General features: G+C 65.8%; 21 protein-coding genes. 11 read left to right on the top strand and 10 right to left on the bottom strand.

Annotated elements, in window-relative coordinates:
- Nucleotides 1-3: 3 nt before the first annotated feature.
- Complete coding sequence (gene lgt, locus AB2M62_RS15475) at nt 4-885, bottom strand: prolipoprotein diacylglyceryl transferase (protein WP_404335186.1); 882 nt, start codon at nt 883-885, stop codon at nt 4-6.
- 181 nt (nt 886-1,066) lie between these two features.
- Here lgt and AB2M62_RS15470 point away from each other — a divergent pair, with 181 nt between their 5' ends.
- Complete coding sequence (locus AB2M62_RS15470; protein ID WP_404335184.1) at nt 1,067-3,106, top strand: M13 family metallopeptidase; 2,040 nt, start codon at nt 1,067-1,069, stop codon at nt 3,104-3,106.
- A 172-nt stretch (nt 3,107-3,278) separates the two neighbouring features.
- Nucleotides 3,279-3,404 (top strand): hypothetical protein, encoded by a 126-nt coding sequence (locus AB2M62_RS15465; protein WP_404335182.1) that lies wholly within the window; start codon nt 3,279-3,281, stop codon nt 3,402-3,404.
- Nucleotides 3,405-3,468: 64 nt separating this feature from the next.
- Here AB2M62_RS15465 and AB2M62_RS15460 read toward each other — a convergent pair whose 3' ends face one another.
- On the bottom strand, nt 3,469-5,262 hold the full coding sequence (locus AB2M62_RS15460; RefSeq protein ID WP_404335180.1) for a peptide MFS transporter: 1,794 nt from the start codon (nt 5,260-5,262) through the stop codon (nt 3,469-3,471).
- A gap of 177 nt (nt 5,263-5,439) precedes the next feature.
- Between AB2M62_RS15460 and AB2M62_RS15455 the strand changes: the two genes are divergently transcribed.
- The 5 genes from AB2M62_RS15455 to AB2M62_RS15435 all read left to right on the top strand — a co-directional run bounded on the left by AB2M62_RS15455 (nt 5,440) and on the right by AB2M62_RS15435 (nt 7,384).
- On the top strand, nt 5,440-6,030 hold the full coding sequence (locus AB2M62_RS15455) for a nitroreductase (RefSeq protein ID WP_404339970.1): 591 nt from the start codon (nt 5,440-5,442) through the stop codon (nt 6,028-6,030).
- Between the two features lie 24 nt (nt 6,031-6,054).
- Nucleotides 6,055-6,411: a GntR family transcriptional regulator gene (locus AB2M62_RS15450; RefSeq protein ID WP_404335178.1), complete on the top strand. Its 357-nt coding sequence runs from the start codon at nt 6,055-6,057 to the stop codon at nt 6,409-6,411.
- Nucleotides 6,412-6,416: 5 nt separating this feature from the next.
- On the top strand, nt 6,417-6,647 hold the full coding sequence (locus AB2M62_RS15445) for a hypothetical protein (protein WP_404335176.1): 231 nt from the start codon (nt 6,417-6,419) through the stop codon (nt 6,645-6,647).
- Entirely contained in the window at nt 6,647-6,946 is a 300-nt protein-coding gene (locus tag AB2M62_RS15440; RefSeq protein ID WP_404335174.1) for a putative quinol monooxygenase, read from the top strand. The genes AB2M62_RS15445 and AB2M62_RS15440 overlap by 1 nt, the downstream gene beginning before the upstream one ends.
- Nucleotides 6,947-7,012: 66 nt before the next feature.
- On the top strand, nt 7,013-7,384 hold the full coding sequence (locus AB2M62_RS15435) for an STAS/SEC14 domain-containing protein (RefSeq protein WP_404335172.1): 372 nt from the start codon (nt 7,013-7,015) through the stop codon (nt 7,382-7,384).
- 4 nt (nt 7,385-7,388) lie between these two features.
- Here AB2M62_RS15435 and AB2M62_RS15430 read toward each other — a convergent pair whose 3' ends face one another.
- On the bottom strand, nt 7,389-9,080 hold the full coding sequence (locus AB2M62_RS15430) for an acyl-CoA dehydrogenase (RefSeq protein ID WP_404335170.1): 1,692 nt from the start codon (nt 9,078-9,080) through the stop codon (nt 7,389-7,391).
- A 55-nt stretch (nt 9,081-9,135) separates the two neighbouring features.
- Between AB2M62_RS15430 and AB2M62_RS15425 the strand changes: the two genes are divergently transcribed.
- Nucleotides 9,136-10,065 (top strand): L-threonylcarbamoyladenylate synthase, encoded by a 930-nt coding sequence (locus AB2M62_RS15425; RefSeq protein ID WP_404335168.1) that lies wholly within the window; start codon nt 9,136-9,138, stop codon nt 10,063-10,065.
- On the opposite strand, the gene msrA is transcribed toward AB2M62_RS15425, so the two are convergent.
- The gene (gene msrA, locus AB2M62_RS15420) at nt 10,062-10,607 is read right to left on the bottom strand and encodes a peptide-methionine (S)-S-oxide reductase MsrA (RefSeq protein ID WP_404335166.1); all 546 of its coding nucleotides are present in this window, start codon (nt 10,605-10,607) and stop codon (nt 10,062-10,064) included. The two genes, AB2M62_RS15425 and msrA, sit on opposite strands and share 4 nt — an antisense overlap.
- A gap of 97 nt (nt 10,608-10,704) precedes the next feature.
- Here msrA and galE point away from each other — a divergent pair, with 97 nt between their 5' ends.
- Nucleotides 10,705-11,703, top strand: coding sequence for a UDP-glucose 4-epimerase GalE (gene galE, locus AB2M62_RS15415; protein WP_404335164.1), 999 nt, complete (start codon nt 10,705-10,707; stop codon nt 11,701-11,703).
- Here galE and AB2M62_RS15410 read toward each other — a convergent pair.
- The 3 genes from AB2M62_RS15410 to AB2M62_RS15400 form a co-directional block, all read right to left on the bottom strand.
- On the bottom strand, nt 11,700-12,437 hold the full coding sequence (locus AB2M62_RS15410) for a phosphatase PAP2 family protein (RefSeq protein ID WP_404335162.1): 738 nt from the start codon (nt 12,435-12,437) through the stop codon (nt 11,700-11,702). The two genes, galE and AB2M62_RS15410, sit on opposite strands and share 4 nt — an antisense overlap.
- Before the next feature lie 5 nt (nt 12,438-12,442).
- On the bottom strand, nt 12,443-14,566 hold the full coding sequence (locus AB2M62_RS15405; protein WP_404335160.1) for a TonB-dependent receptor: 2,124 nt from the start codon (nt 14,564-14,566) through the stop codon (nt 12,443-12,445).
- A 226-nt stretch (nt 14,567-14,792) separates the two neighbouring features.
- A complete protein-coding gene (locus tag AB2M62_RS15400; RefSeq protein WP_404335158.1) occupies nt 14,793-17,108 on the bottom strand; it encodes a DPP IV N-terminal domain-containing protein in 2,316 nt (771 codons plus the stop codon).
- Between the two features lie 326 nt (nt 17,109-17,434).
- Between AB2M62_RS15400 and AB2M62_RS15395 the strand changes: the two genes are divergently transcribed.
- On the top strand, nt 17,435-19,903 hold the full coding sequence (locus AB2M62_RS15395) for a TonB-dependent receptor (protein WP_404335156.1): 2,469 nt from the start codon (nt 17,435-17,437) through the stop codon (nt 19,901-19,903).
- Between the two features lie 71 nt (nt 19,904-19,974).
- Here AB2M62_RS15395 and AB2M62_RS15390 read toward each other — a convergent pair whose 3' ends face one another.
- The 3 genes from AB2M62_RS15390 to hisC are packed head-to-tail and all read right to left on the bottom strand — an operon-like array spanning nt 19,975 to nt 24,111.
- Nucleotides 19,975-21,309: a spinster family MFS transporter gene (locus AB2M62_RS15390; protein ID WP_404335154.1), complete on the bottom strand. Its 1,335-nt coding sequence runs from the start codon at nt 21,307-21,309 to the stop codon at nt 19,975-19,977.
- 26 nt (nt 21,310-21,335) lie between these two features.
- A complete protein-coding gene (locus AB2M62_RS15385) occupies nt 21,336-22,994 on the bottom strand; it encodes a thiamine pyrophosphate-dependent enzyme (protein WP_404335152.1) in 1,659 nt (552 codons plus the stop codon).
- 16 nt (nt 22,995-23,010) lie between these two features.
- Nucleotides 23,011-24,111 (bottom strand): histidinol-phosphate transaminase, encoded by a 1,101-nt coding sequence (gene hisC / locus AB2M62_RS15380; protein ID WP_404335150.1) that lies wholly within the window; start codon nt 24,109-24,111, stop codon nt 23,011-23,013.
- A 117-nt stretch (nt 24,112-24,228) separates the two neighbouring features.
- Between hisC and AB2M62_RS15375 the strand changes: the two genes are divergently transcribed.
- The gene (locus tag AB2M62_RS15375) at nt 24,229-24,741 is read left to right on the top strand and encodes a MarR family transcriptional regulator (RefSeq protein ID WP_404335148.1); all 513 of its coding nucleotides are present in this window, start codon (nt 24,229-24,231) and stop codon (nt 24,739-24,741) included.
- Nucleotides 24,742-24,743: the final 2 nt, after the last annotated feature.

Raw genomic sequence — 24,743 nt, 5'->3', positions numbered from 1 at the left:
GGCTCAGGCGACGGCGTCGGCCCCTGCGATCGGCTCGACGCGCTTGCGGCGGGCCTTGGCGGTGGCGATCAGATAGATGCCGCCGGCGATCATCGGCAGGCAGAGGATCTGGCCCATATGGATGCCGGTGTAGAGGAAAGTGCCCTGGAACTGGTGATCGGGCTCGCGGAAGAACTCGACCAGGAAGCGGCACAGGCCATAGCCGAGCAGGAAAATGCCGACGAGCTTGCCGGGCTGGTAGCGCGAGTCGGTCCGCCAGAAGAAGAACCAGAGGACAGCGAAGAGCAGGATGCCCTCGAGCCCGGCTTCGTAGAGCTGGCTGGGATGGCGCGCGGGCTCGATGATGCCGGCGGGCACGGTGTTGCGGAAGACGATCGCCCAGGGGACATCGGCCGGCTTGCCCCACAGCTCGCCATTCACGAAATTGGCGAGGCGGCCGAAAAAGAGGCCGAAGGGCACGGCGCAGGCAACATAATCATGGACGCGCAGCCAATCGAGCTTGTGCTGGCGGGCAAGCACGATGATCGCGATCGTCACGCCGATTACGCCGCCATGGAACGACATGCCGCCATCCCATAGCCGGACGATCGACAGCGGCGATTCGGTGATCATGCTGGGCATGTAGAACAGCACATAGCCGATCCGCCCGCCCAGGATGATGCCCAGCGTTGCGTAAAAGACCAGGTCGTCGGCATGGCGCCGCGCCATCGGCGCACCGGGCTGGGCGAGCAGCTTGAGCAGATACCACCAGCCCAGAAGGATGCCGGCGATATAGGCCAGCGAATACCATTTGATCTGGAAGAAGCCGAGATTGACCGCGACGGGATTCAGCCCGAGATCGGCGAAGTGAAGGTGGCTGCCCGCGGCGGCGAGGAGAGGTAGCACGTCGATTGGTCCCCGGCTTGGTGTGCTTGCGCGATAGAACAGCTGCGCGGCAAACCCAAGCGGCGATGTTGGTATCCGGCCCGCGACCCGGCGATGGTTGCACGGGATACGAATTGACCGTTGCGCGCGATCCTGCGCACCGTTACGCTCACCTAATACACCAGTTACCGAGGATTTACGAATGAAGATCAAGGCTTTGGCGCGCCTCGCCGCAGGCGTGGCGCTGGTTGCGGCGACGGCGCCGGCGTTCACCCAATCGACCCCGGGCACGCCCAAATATGGCAGCTTCGGCGTCGATCTGAGCGCGCAGAAGGCCAGCGTGAAGCCCGGTGACGATTTCTGGACCTTCGCCAATGGCAGCTGGGCGGACAAGGTGCAGATCGCGCCCGATCGGGCCTCGGCCGGCTTCGGCACAATGCTCTCGGTCGAGGCCGAGGCGAATGTCCGCGGTATCCTCGACGACATGGCGAAGAACCCCGCCACCTATGGCGCGACCGGCCGCCAAGTCGGTGATTTCTACGCTAGCTGGATGGATCAGGCCGCGATCGATGCGCGCGGCACGGCGCCGCTCAAGCCCTATCTCGGCCGCATCGCCGCGGTGAACAATCTCACCGACCTTCAGGTGTTGTTTGCGACCACCGGCTATGCCTCGCCGGTCGAGCTCGGCATCCTTCCCGATTTCGCCGACCCGACCCGCTATACCGTGGCTACCGGTCAGGGCGGGCTGGGCATGCCGCGCGACTATTATCTGCTCGAGGGCGCCAAATATGATGCCTTCCGCGCGGCCTATCGCGGCTATGTCCAGAAGATTCAGGAGCTGGCGGGCATCCCCGATGCCGGCGCCAAGGCCGATGCGATCGTCGCGCTAGAAACGACGATGGCCAAGCAGCAATGGTCGCCCGAGCAGAGCCGCGACATCGCCAAGTTGAACGATCCGCAGCCGCTTTCGGGGCTCGAGGCCAAGGCGCCTGAGTTCGATTGGGCGCTGCTGCTCAAGACCGCGGGAGTCGATTCGTCGCCTACGGTGCTGATGACGCAGAACACCGCGGTGACAGCGATGGGCAAGATTCTGGTCGCGACGCCGCTGCAGACCTGGAAGGACTATCTCGCCTATCGCTTCGTCAGCGATCACGCGCAGTTCCTGCCCAAGACCTTCGACGATACCCGCTTCGACTTCTATTCGAAGACGCTGAGCGGCGTGCAGGTTCAGCGCGATCGCTGGAAGCGCGGCGTGCAGCTGATGAACGGCTCGCTCGGCGAGGCGGTGGGCGCGATCTATGTCGCCAAATATTTCCCGCCCGCGGCCGAGAAGCAGATGGGCGAACTGATCGAAAATCTGCGCGGCGCCTATCAGGAGCGGATCGAAGGCTCGACCTGGATGGACCCGGCGACCAAGAAGGCGGCGCTCGCCAAGCTCGCCGCGTTCGAGCCGCGGATCGGGCATCCAGTGAAATATATCGATTATGCCGCGCTCAAGGTCGAGCGTGGCGACCTGCTCGGCAATGCGATGCGCGCCGACGAGTTCGAGCACCAGCTCCAGCTCCAGCGCTTTCCCAAGCCGGTGGACCGGACGCTGTGGGAGATGACTCCGCAGACGGTGAATGCCTATTACAACCCGCTGGCCAACCAGATCACCTTCCCCGCGGCGATCCTCCAGCCCCCGTTCTTCGATCCAAATGCCGATCCGGCGGTCAATTACGGCGCGATCGGCGCGATCATCGGCCATGAGATGGGCCATGGCTTCGACGATCAGGGCAGCATGTTCGGCCCCACCGGCAAGTTCGAGAATTGGTGGACCGACGATGCCAAGAAGGCGTTCAAGGAGCGCACCGCCGCGCTTTCGACGCAGTATAACGGTTACGAGCCGATCCCGGGCACCAAGATCAAGGGCGACCTGACGCTAGGCGAGAATATTGGCGATCTCGGCGGCGTCGAGGCCGCCTATGCCGCGTTCCAGAAGTTCCAGGCCAAGCACGGCAAGGCCAAGGTGATCGGCGGGCTGACCGGCGATCAGCGCTTCTTCCTGGCCTATGCCCAGGCGTGGCAGACCAAGGTGCGCGAAGATGCGCAGCGCCAGCAGCTGCTCACCGATCCGCACTCGCCAGCGATGTTCCGAGTGAACGGCATCGTTCGCAACGTCGATGCTTGGTACAAGGCGTTCGACGTCAAGCCGGGCGACGCGCTGTACCTGCCGCCCGACAAGCGCGTGCATATCTGGTAAGCGCTTCCTGCGGACTAACGGATCGCCTCGGCAGCAATGCCGGGGCGATCTGTATTTTGAGGCGGTTGCAATTTGTGCAACCGAGGCGCGGGAACATTGCATTTGCGGCTGACACCGCTGTCAACCACATAGCGTCTATATTGCACTGCAACACAGGCTTGGGATTGTTCCGATGTTCTCGCTGATCGCGCTCTATCTCTCGTATCGGCGTCAGGTCGCCGCGGAAACCGAAGCGGTGGCGCTGGTTCCGGCGATCGTCGCCGCCGAACCGCGGATCGAGCTTCCGCTCGCCGCCTGAGACAATATCGCCAGACAAAAAAGGGGAGCGGCGACGCTCCCCTTTTTTGTATTTGCGGCCCCGCTTACTTGACTCCGTGCATCCACTTCTTGAGCGGCCAGCTGAGCAGGAGCAGCAGGATGCCCAGCCCGATCGCCCATTCGGAGATCAGGGTGAACACGCCGAGATAGGTTTCGAGGCTGACCTTGAGGTTGGTCACCTGGCCGCCGACGGTGTCGACGCTGGCGAATTGCGCGACGATGCCGGCGACATATTGCGCCACCGAAATCGACAGGAACCACACCCCCATCATCATGCCGACGATCCGCGCGATCGACAGCTTGGTGATCATGCTGAGGCCCACCGGCGAGATGCACAGCTCGGCGAAGCTGTGGATGAAATACAGCCCGGCTAGCCACCACACCGAGACCTTGAACCCGGCATCGGCCCAGTTCGCGCCCCAGACTAGGAACAGGAAGCCCAGGCCGACGCTGATCAGCGCGATGCCGAACTTGATCGGGATGCTCGGCTCGAGCCCGCGCTTGGCCAGTGCCGCCCACAGGATCGACATCAGCGGCGCGAGCAGCACGATGAACAGCGCGTTGAAGGTCTGTGTCTGGCCGGCGCTGATCGAGAACAGGCCGAAGAAGGACAGATCGGTGTTGCGATCGGCGAACAGGGTGAGCGATGAGCCCGCCTGCTCGAACAGCGTCCAGAACACGACGTTGAACACGATCAGCACCATAGCTGCGAGCATCATCTGCAACTCGCGCCGGTCGCCCGCGACGAACGACCAGATCAGGATGCCGGGCACGGCGACGATGAAGGTGCCGAACAGCAGTTTCCCCATCAGCGGCAGCGAGGCGATATAGCCGAGAATGCCCGATCCTTCGGCGGGCGGCGCCGAGGCCATCAGGTTGATGTAGAGCAGGTAGAAGACCGGCACGAAGGCGATCGCGCCGAGATAGATCCACCATTGCTGGCGGTCGACGCCCGGCTTTGCCGGCGGCTCGCCGATCCCTGCGAGATTGGGGCCGGCGAACTGGATCAGCGCCCAGGAGATCAGCATGCCGAACGCGGCGAGGCCGAAGCCCGCCCACCAGCCGACGGTATCGGCGAGGAACGGGCACAGCGCCTGCGAGAGCAGCGAGCCGAGGTTGATGCCCATGTAGAAGATGGTGAAGCCCGAATCGCGGCGCGGGTCGCCCGGCGCATAGAGTTCGCCAACCATCGTCGAGATGTTGGGCTTGAAGAAGCCGTTGCCGACCGAGACCATCGACAGGCCGATCAGCATGATCATCACGAACAAGCCGCTGCGATCGGCATCCGACTGGAAGCCGCCCTTGGCGATCGTGCGTACGACCTGGCCGTTCTCGATCAGCGAGACCGTGCCGTCGTCATTGCCCTTGATCGCCTGCTTGTGCCCATCGGCCATGACGAAGCGCTGTTCGCCCGCCGCGGTCTTCTCGATCGACACTTCGTAGCGCTGGCCGTCGATCGTTGCGTTCGGCTTGGCGGTCTCGCCGCCGAAGCACAGGATGAAATAGCCGATCGACATGATGATCGCGCCGAACTTCACCGCGCGCTTGAAGCCGAGAAACTGGTCGGCGAGATAGCCGCCGATCAGCGGGGTCAGATAGACCAGCGCGGTATAGCCGCCATAGAGGCCGGTGGCCTCGCGGTCGCCGAACATGAAGTGCTGGGTGAGATAGAGCGTGAGCAGCGCCCGCATGCCGTAAAAGCCAAACCGTTCCCACATCTCGGTGGAAAACAGCCGCGCGAGTTGGCGCGGGTGGCCGAACCATGTCGCCTCACTGGCGGGGTTCACGTGGCTGATATCGGGCTCTGCCGGGCTGTCGGCGGTTGGAGTGTCGACCATGCGATTTTTTGCCTTTTTATATCGGGTTCCGGGCAATCGCCCGGCGCATGGGCGGCGAAACTAGACGGAATGAGGCGGGTGTAAAGCGTGCGGGCGCGGCGTGCGGAGCGTGGTGCCGGTCGCGGCGGGCACCGAAGCGCGGTTGGCGCAGCGCCGTGCGATGCCTAGATGGCGGCGATGTTTAACGATCTCTCCACGCCGCTCGCGCTCCTCAAGACCCGCCGCTCGGGCAAGCCGCGCGACCTAATTGGTCCCGGACCCAGCCGCGAACAGCTGCGCGATATGGTCGCCATCGCTGCGCGCACCCCCGATCACGGCAAGCTCGCCCCGTGGCGCTTCGTCATCGTCCCCGACGAACATCGCCCGGCGCTGGCGCTCAAGCTGGTCGAGATACTCCGCGCCGAAAAGCCCGACGCCAGCGCGCGCGACGAGGAAGCGGCGGCGCAGTTCGTCACCCAGGCGCCGGCGCTCGTGGTTGTGCTCTCGGCGCCCGAACATGGTCACAAGGTGCCGGTGTGGGAGCAGGAATTGTCGGCGGGCGCCGCCTGCATGAACCTGCTCCACGCCGCGCATGCTATGGGCTTTGCCGGGGGTTGGCTGAGCGGTTGGGCGGCCTATTCGGACCGTGTGCGCGACTTGTTCGGCACCGCTTCGCAGCGCATCGCCGGCTTCGTCTTCATCGGCACGCCGGCGCGCCCGCTCGAGGAACGCCCGCGCGGCGATCTCGATGCGATCGTGACTACGTGGAATCCCCACTATGGACCTTAAGCGCCCTTGGTGTATTAAAGCAGCATGACAGCCCTGGAACATGAAGACAGCCCGGTCTATCTGAAGCTTCGCGCTAGCATCGCCGCCGCCATCCTGCGCGGCGAATATCGCGCCGGCGACCAGCTTCCCTCGGTCCGCGCGCTCGCCGCCGAACATGGCGCCAATCCGCTGACCGTGGCCAAGGCCTATCAGAGCTTCCAGGACGATGGCTATGTCGAGGTTCGCCGCGGCGTCGGCATGTTCGTGCTTCCCGGCGCGGTCGAGCGGCTACGCGTCGCCGAGCGCGAACGCTTCCTGACCAGCTACTGGCCGCGCGTACGCGATCATATCGCCCTGTTGGGGCTCGACGCGAGCGAACTTCTGGATCGCGAGACCGCCTGAACGGCATGGGCGCTTGGCTGCAATGGCTGGGCGTCGCCGCGATCCTGCTGTCGCTGCCGTTTATCATCCGCTGGGGCAGGCGCCACGCCAAGGGTAGCGCCGGCGGCGTTGCGATGCTGATCGGCCTGGCGTTCGGCCATCTGTTCGATCCTGCGCGCGCCCAGGCGACCGAAACCCTGCTCAAGAAGCGCGAGAGCGGTGAGACGCAGGCCGAAGCCGGCGAGGGCAAGCGGTGATGCTGGTGATCACCGGCACCTTCCGCGTGCCGCCCGCCAATCTCGATGCCGCGCGGCCGCACATGGCCGCGATGATCGCCGCAAGCCGCGCCGAGCCCGGCTGCCTCCAATACTGCTATGGCGAGGACGTGCTCGATCCCGGGCTGATTCACGTCACCGAACATTGGGCGAGCCGCGAAACCCTCGCCGCGCATGGGGCTGCGGCGCATATCAAGGCCTGGCGTGCGGCATGGCCGGCGCTAGGCATCGGCGAGCGCGCACTGACGCTGTTCGAGGCGCCGGACGGCGAGCCGATCTGACGCTGGGCTTTCCGGGAGGCACGCTTTCAGCGTTGGGTAACCGTTACGCGGCATGACCGGCGGGTCATGTACACGATGCGTTTCGACCACGAGCTCAACCTGCTCGATATCCGCTGGATCGGGCTGTTCGCCCCCGAGGCCGTCGGCGCCTATGCCGAGGATCTTGCCCGCCGCTTCGCTGCGGAGGGCTTCAAGTCGGGCTATCTGCTCCGAATGGACATGAGCGCCAGCGCCGTACAGACGCAGGATGCCGTCGCGGCCTTTCGCCGCAGCTTCGATCACTTCCCGGCCGCCAGTCGCATCGCCATCGTCACGCCGAGCGCACTCGCCAAGCTGCAGGTGCGCCGCGAGATGACGCAATCCTATATGCGCATATTCGACACGCGCTGCGCCGCGATGGCCTGGCTGACCGACACGGCGGACCGCGCCGCGGCCTGAAGGTTCAGGCCGCGAAGGTCTCCGCGTCGACGGCATAAAGCAGTTCGGCCTTGGCCATCGCCGCGGCCTTGAGGCCGATTGCCTCGGGGACGATCTGCTCGACATAGAAGCGCGCCGCAGCGTGCTTCATCCTGAGGAAGGCCGTGGCTTCGCTGCGCGCAGCGATGCGGCCGCTTCCCTCCATCAGCCAGCCGCACACCGCGACCGAGAGCATGGTCAGGAAGGGATAGCTTGCCGCGAGTCGATCGTCGGGCTCACTCGTCAGCAGGTTGCGCGCGACTTCCTCGCACGCGTCGATCAGCCGCAGCAATTCGGCGTCCTCGGCATCGCCCCGCATCTCGGCGAGCAGCGTGAGCAGCGTGCCGCCATTGTCCATGCTCAGTTTGCGGCCGACTAGATCCGCCGCCTGAATGCCATTGGTGCCTTCGTAGATCGGCGTTATGCGCGCGTCCCGGAAATGCTGGGCGGCCCCGGTCTCCTCGATATAGCCCATGCCGCCATGGACCTGGACGCCGAGCGAGGCGACTTCATTGCCGAGATCGGTGGCGTGCGCCTTGGCGAGCGGCGTGAGCAGTTCGACGCGCTTGTTGGCTTCGGCATCGCCCGCGCGGGCACGATCGAGCTGCCCGAAGGCGTAATAGACCAGCGCGCGCGCCGCCTGGGTCTGCGCCTTCATGCGCAGCAGCATGCGGCGGACGTCTGGGTGTTCGACGATCGCGGCGGGCGCGCCGGCGCGGACGCCCTGAACGCGCTCGCGGGCATAGCCGACGGCGCGCTGGGTGGCGCGCTCGGCGACCTGAACGCCCTGCAGGCCGACATTGAGCCGGGCATTGTTCATCATCGTGAACATCGCGCGGATGCCGCCGAACTCGCCGCCGATCAGTTCGCCGATACAATCGTCATGATCGCCGAACGACAGCACGCAGGTTGGCGAGGCATGGAGGCCCATTTTGTGCTCGATCGAGACCGTGCGGACGTCGTTGAACGCGCCCGGCATGCCATCCTCGTTAAGGCGGTATTTGGGGACGAGGAACAGCGACAGGCCCTTGGTGCCGGCAGGCGCATCGGGGGTGCGGGCGAGGACGAGGTGGACGATGTTGTCAGCCATGTCGTGATCGCCGAAGCTGATGAAGATCTTGGTGCCCTTGACCTTGTAGGTGCCGTCGCCGACCGGATCGGCCTTGGACTTGAGCGCGCCGACGTCCGATCCCGCCTGCGGCTCGGTGAGGTTCATCGTGCCGGTCCATTCGCCGGTGGCAAGCTTGGGCAGATACAGCGCCTGCTGCTCGGGCGAACCGTGATGGGTGAGCGCCTCGATCGCGCCGACGGTGAGGATCGGGGCGAGCGCGAAGCCCATGTTGGCGGTGCCGAGCGTCTCGAGCACGGCGACCGACAGGCTGACCGGCAGGCCCTGACCCCCGAAATCGGCGGGCGAGCCGATCGTGCCCCAGCCGCCCTCGACATAAGCCTTGTAGGCGTCGGCGAAACCGGCTGGCATCCGCACGCCCTGCTCGGTCCATTTGGGGCCGTCGACATCGCCTTCGCGCTCCAGCGGCGCCCATTCGCCCGCGGCGAACTGGCCGGCGCCCTCCAGCACCGGGTCCATCATCTCGGCGGCCTCTTCGCTGATCTCGCCGAGGCCGACGATATGTTCGAGGACAAAGCGCTGCTCGGCGGTTGCGGGGGTGAAGCTCATGACTCTCGGGAAGCCTCTCTTGTGGTCTGGTTGCGGGCGATATAGCCCCGCTCGGGTGAGCCCGACAAATCCGCGCATCTTACCCTACGGCGAGGCTGCGATCGCCGAAGCCGCCGCGGCGATTCGCGCGGGGCAATGCGTCGCGGTGCCCACCGAAACCGTCTACGGCCTCGCCGCCGACGCGACCGATTCGCGCGCGGTGGCAGGGATCTACGAAGCCAAGGGGCGGCCGAGCTTCAATCCGCTGATCGTCCATGTGCCCGATCTCGCCGCGGCAGAGTGGATCGCGGTGTTCGATGCGGGCGCGCGGATGCTGGCGGAGCGGTTCTGGCCTGGGCCGTTGACGCTGGTGCTGCCGGTGTGGCGCGATTCTGGGATCGCCTCGCTTGTCACTGCCGGGCTCGATACGATCGCGATCCGGGTGCCGGCGCACCGGGCGATGCAGGCGTTGCTCGCGGCGGCTGGCGTGCCGCTGGCGGCGCCTTCGGCCAACGCCAGCGGGGGAATCTCGCCGACCCGCGCGGAGCATGTCGCCAGAAGCCTGGCCGGGCGAATACCGCTGGTGATCGACGATGGCGCGACCGCGGCGGGGCTGGAGTCGACGATCGTCCAGGGCTCGCGGATCCTGCGGCCGGGCCCGCTGACCGCGGAGTTGCTGGGTTTCAGCGAAGCCGGACCGGTGCCGGTCGGCGAGGCCGTGACCGCGCCCGGCCAGCTCGCCAGCCATTATGCGCCGTCCAAGCCGCTGCGCCTGAACGCCATCGCGCGGGAACCTGGCGAATGGCTGATCGGCTTCGGCGACATCGCCGGCGACGATAGCCTCTCGCCGAGCGGCAACCTCACCGAGGCCGCCGCCAAGCTATTCGATTCGCTTCACCGCGCCGACGCGGCGTCCGCGCCGCGGCTGGCGATCGCGCCGATTCCGCCGCACGGCATCGGCGCGGCGATCAACGATCGCCTGCGCCGCGCTGCGCACCGCGACTAGGCGGCGGCGCCTTCCTTGCTGCGTGCCGCGAAGCTTTTCCGGAGCTTGCGGATCTTGGGCGGGATCACTGCCAGGCAATAGGGATTGCTCTGCCCTTCGCCCTGCCAATATTCCTGGTGGTAATCCTCGGCGGGATACCATTCGCCCAGCGGCTCGATGCTGGTGACGATCGGCGCCGGCCAGTCGGGGGTCGCACGCTCGATCGCCGCCTCGGCCTCGGCCTTTTGCGCGTCCGAATGCGGGAAGATCGCCGAGCGATACTGGGTGCCGATGTCGTTGCCCTGGCGGTTGAGCTGGGTCGGATCGTGCGTTGCCAGGAAGATGTCGAGGATCTCGCCATAGCTGATCTGATCGGTATCGAAGCTCACCCGGATCGCCTCGGCATGGCCGGTGGTTCCCGAGCAGACTTCCTTGTAGGTCGGGTTCGCCTTGCTGCCCCCGATATAGCCGCTCTCGACCTTGGTCACGCCAATCACGTCGTTGAATACCGCTTCGGTGCACCAGAAGCAGCCGCCGGCCAGCGTGGCAATTTCGGTGGTCATCAAAATCTCCTCGGTTCGTCGAGCTGTAGATAGGTGGGCCATGGCGCGGTGCAATCGGCGCGTGTAGTGCTGCGCCTGCGAAACGAAAGGATTCCGAATGCGCGACGGTACGGTGCTGGTGACGGGCGGGGCGGGCTATATCGGGAGCCATGCGGTTCTGGCGCTGCTCGACGCGGGCTGGAAAGTCGTCGTCGTCGACAATCTCGTCACCGGTTTCGACTGGGCCGTCGACAAGCGCGCCAAGCTGGTGGTCGCCGCAATCGAGGACGATGCCATCGTCCGCCGGACGATGCGCGACGAGGGCGTGATCGCGGTGATGCATTTCGCCGGATCAGTGGTGGTCCCCGAGAGCGTGAGCGATCCGCTCAAATATTATCGCAACAATACCGTCGCCAGCCGTGCGCTGATCGAGAGCGCCGTCGCCGAGGGCGTGAAGCACTTCATCTTCTCGTCGACCGCCGCAACCTATGGCATTCCTGACAAGGTGCCGGTCTCCGAAGACAGTCCCAAGGTGCCGATCAACCCCTATGGCACGTCCAAGCTGATGACCGAAATCATGCTCAAGGACGTCGCTGCGGCGCATCCGCTCAACTATGCCGCGCTGCGCTATTTCAACGTCGCCGGCGCCGACCCGCAGGGCCGCAGCGGCCAATCGACCGCGGGCGCCACGCACCTGATCAAGATTGCCGCCGAAGCAGCGACCGGCAAGCGCAGCGCCGTCTCGGTGTTCGGCACCGATTTCGCCACGCAGGACGGTACCGGTGTGCGCGATTACATCCATGTCACCGATCTCGCCGCGGCGCATGTCGATGCGCTCGACCTGCTGATCGCGAAGCCCGAGGAAAATCACACGATGAACGCCGGCTATGGCCGGGGCTTCTCGGTGCTCCAGGTGCTCGACGCAGTCGATCGCGTCACCAACCGGACGATCGAGCGCAAGCTCGAGGGCCGCCGCGCCGGCGACCCCGATGCGCTGGTCGCGGATAATTCGAAGATTCTGAGCACGCTGCCGTGGCGGCCCAAGCACGACGATCTGGAAGGCATCGTCAAGGATGCGCTGGCCTGGGAGCGCAGCCTCGCCGAGCGCCAGGGCTAGCCTGCTCGCCTCGCGCGGAACGCCGTCAGCTCGATCCGCCACCACAGCAACGCCCACAGGCTGCCGAACGCCCAGCCGGCGAGCACGTCGCTGGGCCAGTGGACGCCGAGATAGACGCGGCTGACGCCGATTGCGCCGACCAGGAGCAGCGCGATGCCCAGGACGAAGCCGCGCATCTTGCGGTCGCCGAGCACCGGGAACAGCAGGGTGGCGAGCGTCAGATAGACGATCGCGCTGTTGGCAGCATGGCCGCTCGGGAAGCTGGAAGAGGTTTCGTGCATGAGGCGGTCGATCAGATCGGGGCGCGAGCGATCGACTAGCGCCTTGACCAGCGTCACCGCGCTCGCGCCGAGCACGGACGCCGCGATCATCATGCCGGCGGTATCGAAGCGCCGCTTGAGCGCGAGGAAGCTTGCCGTGGCGATCACCACGAAGGTGAGGATCGTCGAGCTGCCCAGCGCGGTGACGTCGCGCACGGCCGAGGGCAGCCAGGCCGGGCCGATCGGCTGCCCGGGATGGCCGGGCACGCGCATCGCGAGGATGATCGCGCGATCGAACCGCGCGCCGTCGCCCTCGACCAGTTCGTGCCCGAGCCACAACAGGCCGAGCAGCGCCAGCGTTACGACACCGAGCGCGAACACCGGCCAGGGCACGCGCCAGGAAGCGGCACGCTCCGACCGGAGCTCTACGACATCGGCAGGGTGAGGGCCGTCCATCCGCAGCGAACGGCCCATTGGCTTCAGAGTTGCACGCGCAGGGTCGCGCGGAAATCACGACCCGTCAGCGGCGCATAGTCCTTGAGTACGCTGGTGGAGCGGCGCGCCTCGACATCGAAGATATTGTTCGCCGAAAGCAGGATGCTGGTGTTGGAGCCGGTGCCCCAGGGCTTGAGCGAGATCGAGGCGTTGACCAGCGTATAGGCATCGGTGTCCGTCTCGAACGCGGCGACGCGGTCCTGCGCAAAGGCATGTTCCACTTCGACGCGGCCGTCGATCTTGTCCGATTGCGCCTCGAGCCCGCCCATCAGGCGGAGCGGCGGGATGCGCGGAACGGGCCCCGAATCGACCACTTCGGCATGGACATAGTCGGAAAGCGCATCGGCGTTGACCGTGAAGCCGCCGATCGTCGCCAGCCGCTTCGAGGCTTCGACTTCGAAGCCATAATAGCGCGCATCGGCCTGGTTGTATTGGTAGACTGGCAGGCCGTCTTCCACGGCGCCGGTCGGCGCGTCGAAGATATAGTCGCTGAACCAGTTATGATAGGCCGCCGCCGAGAAGCTCCAGCCGTCACCGCTGCCCTTCAGCGTCGCCTCGACGCCCCATGCCTTTTCGGTGGTGAAGTCGGGATTGCCGATCTCGAATGCCTGGGTGCCGGCATGCGGACCATTGGCGAACAATTCCTCCGCCGTCGGCGCGCGCTCGCTGCGCGAGACATTGACGCCGAAGCGCAGACCCTTGGCCAGCGCATAGCTGGCGCCGAGCGATCCGGAGACGCTGTTGAAGCTGCGGTCATAGGCCGGGTTGCCGATATCGTCATCGGCCTGGGCGGTGAGCTGGTTATGTTCGAAGCGCGCCGCGGCCTCTGCCCGGAACGGGCCGAAATCGAGCGACTGCAGGGTGAAGAGGCCGAATTGCTGGGCCTCGTTCTTGGGCAGAAACTTCTCGTCGCCGACGACGTGCATGTCGCGGATCGAGAACTGGCCGCCGGTCATGCCGTCCCAGCCGCCCTTGACGTTCTGGACGAACTCCAGCCGGCCCTCAAAGCCCTGGCTGAAGAAGGTGGTGCCGACTTCGCCGGTGTCTTCGATCTCGCTGTGGCGATAGTCCGCAGCAGCGGCGCGCAGGCGGATCTGCTTGAGGAAGCCGTCGCCGGTATTCACTTCGCCGCGCAGGTCGAACCGGTCCTGCTTGACATGGAGGCGGACCTTCTCGGCCTCGATCGCAGGATCGAGCGAATAGCGGATGGGCACGCCATAGAGGCTGTCGAAATGGCTCACCGAGAAGCCGAGATTGCCATTGTCGTCGACGATCGCGGCTCCGCCGGCGACTTCCCACGTCTCGGCCGCGGTGTTGGGGACCTTGCCCTTGAGGTCGGCGAGCTCCTGGACATCCGGATCGGCGCTTGCGGCGGCTTGGCGGCGCAGGTCGCGGCTCAGCACATAGCCGCCGGTGTTCTGGTCGTTGGTCTTCGAATAGCTGCCATCGGCGTGCAGCACGATCTTGCCGGCAACCGGCACGTCCACCGCGCCCGAGGCCGAACGCTCGTCGGCGGCGCTGCCATAGGTTGCGATGCCGTCGATGTGCACGGCTTCCTCGGGCAGGCGGCGGGGGATGCGGCTGTCGATCACATTGACGACGCCGCCAATCGCCGAGGGGCCGAAGATCAGCGCGGTCGGCCCGCGCAGCACTTCGATACGGTCGGCGGTGAGCGGGTTGATCACCGGCGCATGGTCAGCCGAGGTGTTCGACACGTCGATGCTGCCGATGCCATCGACCAACAGCGGCGCGCGGGCGCCGACAAAGCCGCGCAGCACCGGGCGGGAGGCATTGGGGCCGAACGACGTGGCGGACACGCCGGGCTGGCGCGCCAGCGTCTCGCCGATCGTCGTGCGCATCTCGCGCGTCAGTTCTTCCTTGGCGAGCACCGTGGTGCCGCCCAGCACATCGGCATTGTTGCGGGCGCGCGTGCCGGTGATGACGATTTCCTGCGCAGGCTGGTCATGGTCCTGCGTGTCGGCCGCAGGTGCATCGGCGGGGGCGGCTGCGTTCGCCGCGGGAGCGGAGGCCGGCGCGCCGGGTGCTTCGTCGGCATAAGCGGGAACGGCAACGAGCGCGGCAGTGGCAAGCAGGAAGGGACGCAACATGCAGGATTTCCATTACTGTGAGATGTGCTGCGCTGCGGTAGTAGTTATGATATAAAGTATCAAGTGCTTTTGCGCTGCGACGTTGCGGCGGATATTTGGGCCTCGAGCCTGAACCCAGGATTGCTCGCGATCGACGCGGTCGTGTGGCCGCGAGGATCGCGTCTGCTATCTCAACCCTGTTGCGCGCCGCAGCTTCATCGCTTGTTCGAGGGGTGGAGGCGACGGATCATGGTCTTGTCGCGACCTGCATAGGCGCCGCGTTCCACTCGGGTGTCGGATCGCCAATCAAGTTGCGCACGAAAAAGGCGAATTGGCGACGCGCGACATAATCGATCGGTCCAGTCGATCGACCGACGCTGTGCTCGCCGCCGGGGATCATGAGCAGGTCGAAATCCTTGTTGGCCTTGATCAACGCGTCGACCACCTGAAGCGTCGAGGCGGGGTCGACATTGCTGTCCTGTTCGCCAACAATCAGCAGCAACTTGCCGGTCAGCCGCCACGCATTTTCTACGCCCGAAGCCGCGGCATAGCTCTTGTCGACGGGCCAGCCGAGCCATTGTTCGTTCCAGCTGATCTTGTCCATGCGGTTGTCGTAGCAACCGGCATAGGCCACGCCCGCCTTGTAGAAGTCCCCGTGGAACAGCAGCGCGTCGAGCGTACTCTGCCCGCCGGCCGAGGCGCCGTAGATGCCGACGCGACCGATATCGTAGGATGGGTCGCGCGCGGCCAGCGCACGATGCCAGGCGATACGATCCGGAAAGCCCGAATCGCCCAGATCTTTCCAGGCGACGTCCTGAAATGCCTTCGACCGATTGGCCGTGCCCATCCCGTCAATTTGGACGACGATGAAGCCAAGGTCCGCCTGCGCCTGCATGCCGATCACCTTGTCGCCGCCGGCATGGTAGCCAAACGGCCAGAAGCCCTTGGGCACGAAGCTGTCGTGCGGACCGGCGTAGATGTTCTCGATCACGGGATAGCGCTTGTGCGGATCATAGTCGCGTGGCCGCACCACGATGCCCCAGATATCGGTTTTTCCGTCACGCCCTTTTGCGGTGAACACCTCTGGCGGCCGAAATCCTGCGGCGATCAGCCGGGAGACATCCCCTTTGGTGATGGTCGCCACCACGGTGCCGTCGGCGGCACGTCGCAACTCGCTCACCGTGGGCAAGTCGACGCGCGAATAGGTGTCGACGAACATCGTCATGTCGGGGGAGAAGGCGGCATCATGGTCCGCGTTCACGGGCGTCAGCGATGTCAGATGCCGTCCGTCGAAGTCGATGCGGTAGTAATGCTTGAAATACGGGTCTTCGCCGGGGTTCATGCCGCTCGCGGCGAACCAGATCTGGCGCTTGGTATCGTCCACTTTCACAATGTCGCGCACGACCCAATTGCCCTGCGTGATGCGGTTCTTCACCTGTCCGGTGTGGCCATCGATGAGGTAGAGGTGGTTCCAGCCATCGCGTTCCGATGCCCAGACGAGCTCGTCGCCGAGCCCATTTACCTCGTGTACGAAGCGACGATCGGCATAGACGAAGGTAGCGGCGTCTTCCGTCACCGCGGCTTGCGCCGTGCCGGTTTCGGCGTCGATGGCGATCACTCGCGCCTGCTGGAAGCCGCGGCGGACATAATCGAACGCGACACTTCGACCATCCTTGCGCCAGCGGGGTTGCGAGAGTTGATAAGGGTTCGGGAACAGGCGCGGGTCGATGACGATCTCGCGGTGCGTGGTGATGTCGAACAGCACCGGTTGCTCCTGATCGATCGCGTCACCAGGCTTGGGATAGAGCTGCGTGCGCAGCGCCGGCTGCAATTGCCCCGCGGGCGCGGCCTCCACGCGCAGCACCTGGCGGGCATAGCCCGGGCGGACGCGGTAGATCAGGATGTGACGGCTGTCGGGCGACCAGGCCAAGGTCTCGGGGTCGTAGAAATCACCGGCCGAGCCGTCGCGACTGAGGGTGATCACATCCGGGCCGCCTGTGCTGCGGAGGATCAGTTGATTGTCCTCGACGAGTGCTTGCCATCGACCGTCGGGCGAAAGGGCGGGGCGATTGTCGGCAGGTACGGAAAGGTCCCGGACTACGCCGAAGCCGCGCGGGCGGCGATGGTTCGGCTGGATCGCACAACCCTGTACGCCCAGGCTACAACGCCATGCCACCTCATCGATCGTGAAATCGATCGCCTTGCCGTCGTCGCTAAAGCCGAACGACGAGAACGGTAGGCGTAGCGCTGCGACGGGATGGCCGAGCGCGGCGGCGAGCGATCGCGCGACCTTCGCCTGGTCGAACGCCGGGGACTTGGCGAGCGTACGCGCATCCACCGTCTCGAAAACGAAGCCGCCCTCTACGGTCTTGCGATAGAAGAAGTGACGCCCGTCCGACGTCCACTGCGCCGGCCATGCCACGTCCCGCGTGAGATATTCCCATTGTTCGCGAAGCCCGATCGAGCGGGAAAACTCCGCCGAGCCCGGGGCCGCGATTAGGGCGACGGGCAGGCACAACGTCGCCAGCGCGAGCACGAAAGCCAGGATACGCGACGTAGTCATCAAAATGTCCTCGGTTGGAAGTGTCCCGCGCCGCAGTGCCGGCGCCATGGGAGACCCGTTGGGTTCACGCCCGTGGAGGGGACCAAGTCGCTCCGCAAAGTCAATTATAATATACGGTATCCGATCATTCCTGTGCCGGCCGGCATGATCGCGCGTGTCATCCCCGGATCAACGCGCTTGCAACAATAATGTAACGCGTTAAATATTATCGCAAGGTGAGTCGAAGAGCCGCCGTCGAAGAGCCGCCCAGGAGCAACGCAAGGACATTCGCGAACGCGGCGCTATCCGCGCTTAGGGGAATTGGCATGCGCAAAAAATTGAATAGGTTGAGGTGCTTCGCCTCCTCCACGGCCTTTCTGTTCATCGTGCCGAGCGCGGCGTTCGCGCAGCAAGCGCCCGATCAGGCCGCACCACCAGCCGACGCCGTGGACTCGGGCGACATCGTCGTCACCGCTACCAAGCAATCCACCTTGCTCAGCCGCGTGCCGCTCAGCATCACCGCGCTGACGCAGCAAACGATGGACCGGGCCAACGTCCGCACCTTCAACGACATCATCCGTACCGTTCCGGGGCTGGCGCTCGGGGTCAATCCTTCTGCCGATCGCAACCCCAGCATCTCGGTCCGCGGTATCTCCTCCTCGGGCGGCGCGCCGACCACCGGCATCTATGTCGATGACATCCCGCTGCAGAAGCGCACTGCCGTCGGCATTTCGGGAAGCGGCACGCCGATCCCGCATCTGTTCGACCTCGACCGCGTCGAAGTGTTGCGCGGGCCGCAGGGCACGCTGTTCGGCGGGTCCTCGCTCGGCGGCACGATCCGCTTCATCACGCCGACGCCGAACCTCGACACGCCGACGCTCTATTCGCGCTCCGAGGTCAGCTCGACCAAGGATGGCGGGATCAGTTTCCAGGCCGGTGCAGCGGTCGGCGTCCCGCTGATCGAAGGCAAGCTCGCGCTGCGCGTCAGCGCCGATGTCCAGCGCGACGGCGGCTATATCGATCACGTCAATCGCTTCACCGGCGCGACGATCGAGAAGGATACCAACACCGGCACCGCCGGCTCGTATCGCGCGGCGTTGCTGTTCGCGCCGAACGAGCGGCTTAGGATCACGCCGAGTTTCTATTATTCCTATGACGACCAGGACAATTCGAGCACGCAATGGGCATCGATCCCGTCGCGCACGGTCGACGACTATACCTATCCGGCGGTGCATTTCGACCGCAACCAGAGCGGCAACAATTGCAACATCGGCGATGATTTCGCCGTCGGCGCGACGCCGTGCGTGGTCAAGCAACCGCGCAAGCAACGCTTCTTCGTGCCGTCGCTGAAGATCGAGGATTCACTCGGTTTCGCCGACCTGACCTCGGTATCATCCTATATCGATGATCGCACCAGCGGCGCGGCCGATTATTCCTATGTCGAGGCGGCGAACTTCCAGGGCGGCTATCCCTTCGTCCACAATCTGGCGCTGTATCGCTCGACCCCGGTCTACGAAAACACCCGCAACGGCTTCACGCAGGAACTGCGGCTGTCGAGTCATGACACCACCAGCCCGTTCAGCTGGGTCGTCGGCGGCTTCTATTCGCACTACAACAACAACTCGAACTACCACATCAACGCCAATCTCGCCGACCTGACCCAGGCGGTGTTCGGCGCGCCGCCGATCGCGATCTTCCGCGTCGATGTCGAGCCGGGCAACGTCACCTATCACCGCGACCAGGACCTGACCGAAAGCTCGCTCGCGCTGTTCGGCGAGGCGAATTACAAGATCACCGACAAGCTCAAGGTGGTCGCCGGCGGGCGCGTGTCGCGCGAACGCTTCAGCTACCACCAGGTCACTGCGGGCGTTTTCTCCGGCTTCATCGTGCCGACGGTGGCGAATGGCGGGCTGACCGACGGGACGATCAAGGAAACGCCGGTCACCCCGCGTTTCGGGCTGCAATATCAGGCCGATGATCGCACGATGCTCTACGCCACCGCGTCGAAGGGCTTCCGCGTCGGCGGGGTGAACCAGCCGCCGCCCGCCAGCCGGTGCGCGGCCGATCTCGCGGCGCTCAACATTTCCTCGACGCCGGGAACCTACAAGTCGGATCATCTGTGGAGCTACGAGGTCGGCGCCAAGGGCCGGATCGTGGGCAATCTGCTGTCATTCGACGTCAACGCCTTCCGCATCGACTGGAGCGAGATCCAGATTGCGTACGGCCTGCCGACCTGCGGCTTCGGCTATACCATCAACGGCGGCAAGGCGGTGTCGCAGGGCGGCGATCTGCAGGCGGCGGTTCACCCGTTCGCCGGATTCACCCTGAGCGGCGAAGTCAGCTACACCGATGCGCATTACACGCGCTCGGTGATCGGGCCGGCGCCGGGCAATGCGGTCTATGTCCAGGCCGGCGACAGCTTCGGCCCGGCGGCGGTCAGCTTCAATGTCAGCACCAATTACGAAGTGCCGATTGGCGCGTTCCGCGGCTATGTGAACGCCACCTACCAGCACAATTCGGCCGGTCATTCGGGAACGGGCCCTGGCACGCCCGGCTATCTGCCCGACAATTACCAGATCGACGCCAACAATTATGTGACGGCGCGGCTGGGCATCGCGCGGGCGGCGTGGGATCTGTCGATCTTCGCGGACAATCTGCTCAATTCGAAGGAAGTGCTGGCGACGCAGAACGGCCGCAGCGGCTGCGATGCTTCGACCGGCGCGGCGTGCACGGCCTATTCGACGCTGACAGCGCCGCTCCTCTACACGACCTTCCGCCCACGTACGATCGGCGTGACCTTCTCCGTCCGCCGCTGAAAAGCGACACTGTCGCCGCCGCAAGGGCCGCTTCCACCCGGGTGGAAGCGGCCCTTGTCATGTCCCGCGAGTCAGCCGACCTGCGCGGCGTAGGCAGTGCGATATTGCGCCATCCCGAGCCACAGTCCGCCGAACGCCAGGGGCGTGATGATCGCGGCCGAGATGGCGAGCGCGTAGCGCAGCATGTGCGGCGAGCCGAAGACATAGTCGGTCAGCAGCGCCGGCAGCACCGGCCCGCACGTCACCCCGACCAGCCCGGTGGTGAACAGGAAAGCGGCGCTCATCTGTCCGCGCAGCCGGTTGGGCGCAACCATCTGGATCGCCGCAGGAATCAACACCGGGGTGAACCCCATGAAAAATTTGATCGGGAACAGCAGAGCAGTCATTGCCCAGGGGTTGGCCATCAGCGGCATGACGATCGCAGCGAGGCCGGTGCCGAGCGCGGCCAGTGCGGTCAGGCGCAGACATGCGTCGGTCCGCCCGGCCTTCAGCATCCGGCTCGACCAGGTGCCGGCGAAGACGAGGCCGATCGGTCCACCGATCAGCGAGGACAGGCCGTTGGCGCGGCCCGACAGCGCGCTGCTCCAGCCGAAGGTGCGGATGAACAGCTCCGGATACCAGGCGTCGATCGAGCTCAGTACCGACAGCAACGCCGATCCGATCAGCAGCGAGAACGACATGCGCTTGTGCTGCAGCAGGAACGTGAAGAGCGGGCGCAGATCGAGGCCCGCCGAGGCCGGGTCGGTGCGGTCGCCGCGCCGCGCCGGTTCGCGCAGCGTGGCGAGCCAGCCTGCAACCAGCAAGCCCGGCAAACCCACCACCAGGAAGACAAGCTGCCACGAGCGCACGCCCTGCGCCATGACCCGCTGCGCGAGCGGGAGGCGTTCGACCAAGTCGATGATCTCGCCCCCGAGGATCATCGCCAGGCCGACGCCAAGGAAGATGCCGAAGGTATAGAGGCTCAGCGCCCGGGGCAGGCGAGAGCGATCGAACAGGTCGGACAGCATCGAATAGGCCGAGGGCGACAGCGCCGCTTCGCCCACCCCGACGCCGATCCGCGCGACGAACAATTGCCCGAAACTGCCGGCAAGGCCGCACACCGCGGTCATCACGCTCCAGCAGGCGATGCCGCCGCTGACGATCCACTTGCGCGGATAGCGGTCCGCCAGCCATCCCAGGGGCAGGCCGGCGATGGTATAGAGAATGCCGAACGCCGCGCCGGTCAGCAGCGCGAACTGCAGGTCGTTGATCCCCAGGTCATGCTCGATCGGAGACACCATCAGATTGAGGATCTGCCGGTCGAGGAAGGAGAAGGTATATGCCACCATCAGCACCGCGGTGACGTACCAGCCGTAGCGATAGTCCGCCTCCGCCGGCGCGGGACGATCGGCGTTCGGCTGGTGCATGCGGGTCTCCTTCGGGCGGTGCGGGATCAGCGGTCGGACAGGATCGGCAAGGGCGGCGGTGGCTCGCTCGGCGGCACGAAGGCGTGGATCAATGCCCAGGGGCTGGGCATCTCGCCGACACGGACTTCGATCAGCGACGGGCCGCCGCGTGCAGCGGCGCGCTTGAGCGCGGCTTCCAGATCTTCTGGCGCCACCACCTGCTCGGCCGGGATGCCATAGGCTTGCGCGAGGATCTGGAAGTCGGGATTGGTCAAGTCGGTCGCGAACGGGCTGCCGAAGGTCTGGCGCTGGATCCGGCGGACATTGCCATATTGCCCGTCGACGAACACCACGATCGACAGGTCGAAGCCATAGCGCGCGACGGTGGCGAGCTCGGACGCGCCCCAGCCAAAGCCGCCATCGCCGCTGATCGAAATGACGCGTTTCTCGGGATTGGCGACGCAAGCGCCGAGCGCGGTCGGAAAGCCATAGCCGAGCGTACCCTGATAGCCGGGCGTGAGGATAGTGCCGGCCTGATAGGCGGGATAGGCGAGGCCGGCATAATAGCCGACCTGAGTCAGTTCGCTGACCAGCACGTCGTCATCCGCCGCGGCCGAGCGCAACGCCGCGAGATGATCCGCTTGCGGCCGGATCCGCCCGAGCTGTGCGTCGCACCACGTGCGGACCAGCGCCATGTCGGCGGCGCGCGACGGGCGCTGCGGCACATCCTGCAGCGCCTCGGCGAGCGCGGCGAGCACCGCGCCGGCATCGGCCTCCAGCGCGACTCCCTCTGGCCGCGGTGCACCGAGCGCTCGCGGATCGAGGTTCACATAGACGATGCGGCAGCCCGGCGGCGTGGCATGGGGCCGGCCGAGCGCATCGAGGAAGCGGCTGCCGACGACCAGCACGACATCGGCGTGCGGCAACAGCGCGCGGCTGCCGAGCATCGTGGTGGCGAGATCGTGGCGCGACGACAGCACGCCGCGCGCGTTCTCGGTCATGACCACCGGCGCCTGCAGGCGCTCGGCAAGCGAACGCAAAGCGTCGCCCGCGCGTGCGGCTGCGACGCCGCCGCCGGCGACGATCACGGGCGAGCGGGCGTCGCGCAGCAAAGCGGCGATCTGCGCGATCCGGGCGGGGGCGGGCCGAAGCGGGGCAGGGGTGGCCGCGTCGTGGAACCGCACCTCGGCCGTGCCTTGCAGCACATCGGGCGGGATCTCGATCGCGACCGGCCGCGGATGGCCCGAGCGCAGCTGGACGAACGCCTCATGCACCACATCGGCCACCTCCTGCTGGCATCGCGCGAGCGCGTGCCATTTGGTGAGCGAGGCGAGAATGCCCGACTGGTCGGGAATTTCGTGCAGCAGCCCATAGCCCTTGCCGATCGCGCTGGACTCGATCTGACCCGACACGAATAGCATGCGCGAGCTGCAGGCATAGCCGGTCGCCAGCCCCGACAGCGCGTTGAGCATGCCCGGGCCCGGCACGGTCATGCACACGCCCTCCCGCGTGCCCGATCGGGCGTATCCATCGGCCATGTACGACGTGGTCTGCTCGTGCCGCGGGACATAGAGGCGGATATCGTCCTGCCGCTGCCGTAGTGCGTCGACCGCCCAATCGAGCTGAATGCCGGGAATGCCGAACAGATCCTGCACGCCTTCGCGCACCAGCTGTTCCACCAGCGCTTGGCCACCCGTGATCGTCATCGAAGCTCCAGTTTGCTCAACCATTGGCGCGCACGTCGTCGAGCGCTGCGAGGAAAGTATCGGTTTCGTGCGGCAAGCCGATCGTCACGCGGATCCAGTCGGCGAGTCCGTAATTGCCGACCGGGCGGACGATCACGCCGCGCCGCATCAGCGCCTGGAACATGGCCGCGCCATCGCCGACCTGGACCAGCAGGAAGTTGGCGCTCGAGGGCGCAACGCTGAGGCCGCGCGCGACGAGTTGCGCGCGCAGCGCCTCGCGCCATTCGCGGTTGCGCAGCCGCACATCCTCGCTGAACCCGGGTTCCGACAGCGCCGCGACTGCGGCCGCCTCGGCGGCGCTGCTCACCGCGAACGGCGTCTGAAGGCCGCGCAGCGCCGCGATCAGCGCAGGCTCGCCCAAGCCATAGCCGACGCGCAGCCCGGCGAGCCCATGGATCTTGGAGAAGGTGCGCAGGATGACGAGGTTGCGCCGCGCCGCCAGCAGTTCCTTGGTCGGCACGCACTCGACGGGCTCGAGATAGTCGCGATAGGCTTCGTCGAGCAGCACCAGCACATCCTCCGGCACTGCGCGGAGGAAGGTGAGGACGTCCGCAGGATCGCACAGCGCCCCGGTCGGATTGCCCGGCGTGGCGACATAGACGATCCGTGCGCCCGCGCGCGCTGCTTCGGCCAAGGCGGGGAGATCGGGCACGAAGCCGTTGGTCGGGGTGATCACGGTGGTGGCGCCGGTCATCCGCACCGCGCCCTCGAACCCGACGAACGAATATTGCGGGCACGCGGCGGTCAGACCCGGCGCGAGGCACGCACGCGCCGCCAGCCCGAACAGATCGCTCGAGCCGGTGCCCGGCAAAATCATGTCGGTCGGCAGGTCGAGCAGCGTCGACAGCGCTTCGCGCAACGCGAAACAATCGAAATCGGGATACAGCGCCGTCTCGCCCGGCAAGGCCGCCAGGGCCGCGCGCGCCGCCGGGCTCGCGCCGAGCGGGCTTTCGTTGCTGGCCAGTTTGACGATCGTCGCGGGATCGAGCCCGAATTCGCGCGCGACCGCAGCAATCGGCCGGCCCGGCGGATAGGGCGGGATCGAACGAACGTGCGGCAGGACTATAGCGTCGGTCATGGCATCTCTCGCGGTGATATCGGACAGCTACGGATATTTAACGCGTTATGCAACGGTGGTTGCGATGGCAATCAATGTCGTGGAAATGGTGGGAATGAGGTTCGAGGAACGAGGGCGATGCGCGAACAGGCGAGGGTAGGCGAGGATGTGCAGGGCGGTGGGGTCCGTCCGGTCTATCCCGATCCGTTGCCGGGCACCGGACATCACGATGCGCGGCAAGTCCCGGTGCTGCTGCACCGCGCGCGCGACGCGATGGCGGCGCGGATGCGCACGCTGTTCGATCCGGTCCAACTGACCGACGCGCAGTGGCGCGTGTTGCGCCTGCTCAGCATCGTCGAGGAGGTAGATACCGCCGAACTGGCGAATCGCGCCTTCCTGCTCGGGCCTAGCCTGTCGCGCATCGTCCGCGACCTGACCGAGCGCGGGCTGATCCGGCGCCGGCTCGACGATGATGATGCTCGCCGCTCGCTGCATTCGATCACGCCCGAGGGCATGGTGCTGATCGAGCAGATCATGCCGCAATTCGATCCGCTCTACGACCAGATCGAGCAGACCTTCGGCGCCGATCTCGCCACGCTCAACGCCCTGCTGATCAAGCTCGCAGCGATGCTCGCCGCGCCCGCCGACTGACG

The organism is Sphingomonas sp. MMS12-HWE2-04 (assembly GCF_044881185.1).
GTDB lineage: Bacteria > Pseudomonadota > Alphaproteobacteria > Sphingomonadales > Sphingomonadaceae > Sphingomonas.
The sequence above is the reverse complement of the archived record's forward strand: the minus strand, read 5'-3'. Positions and strand labels throughout refer to the sequence as shown.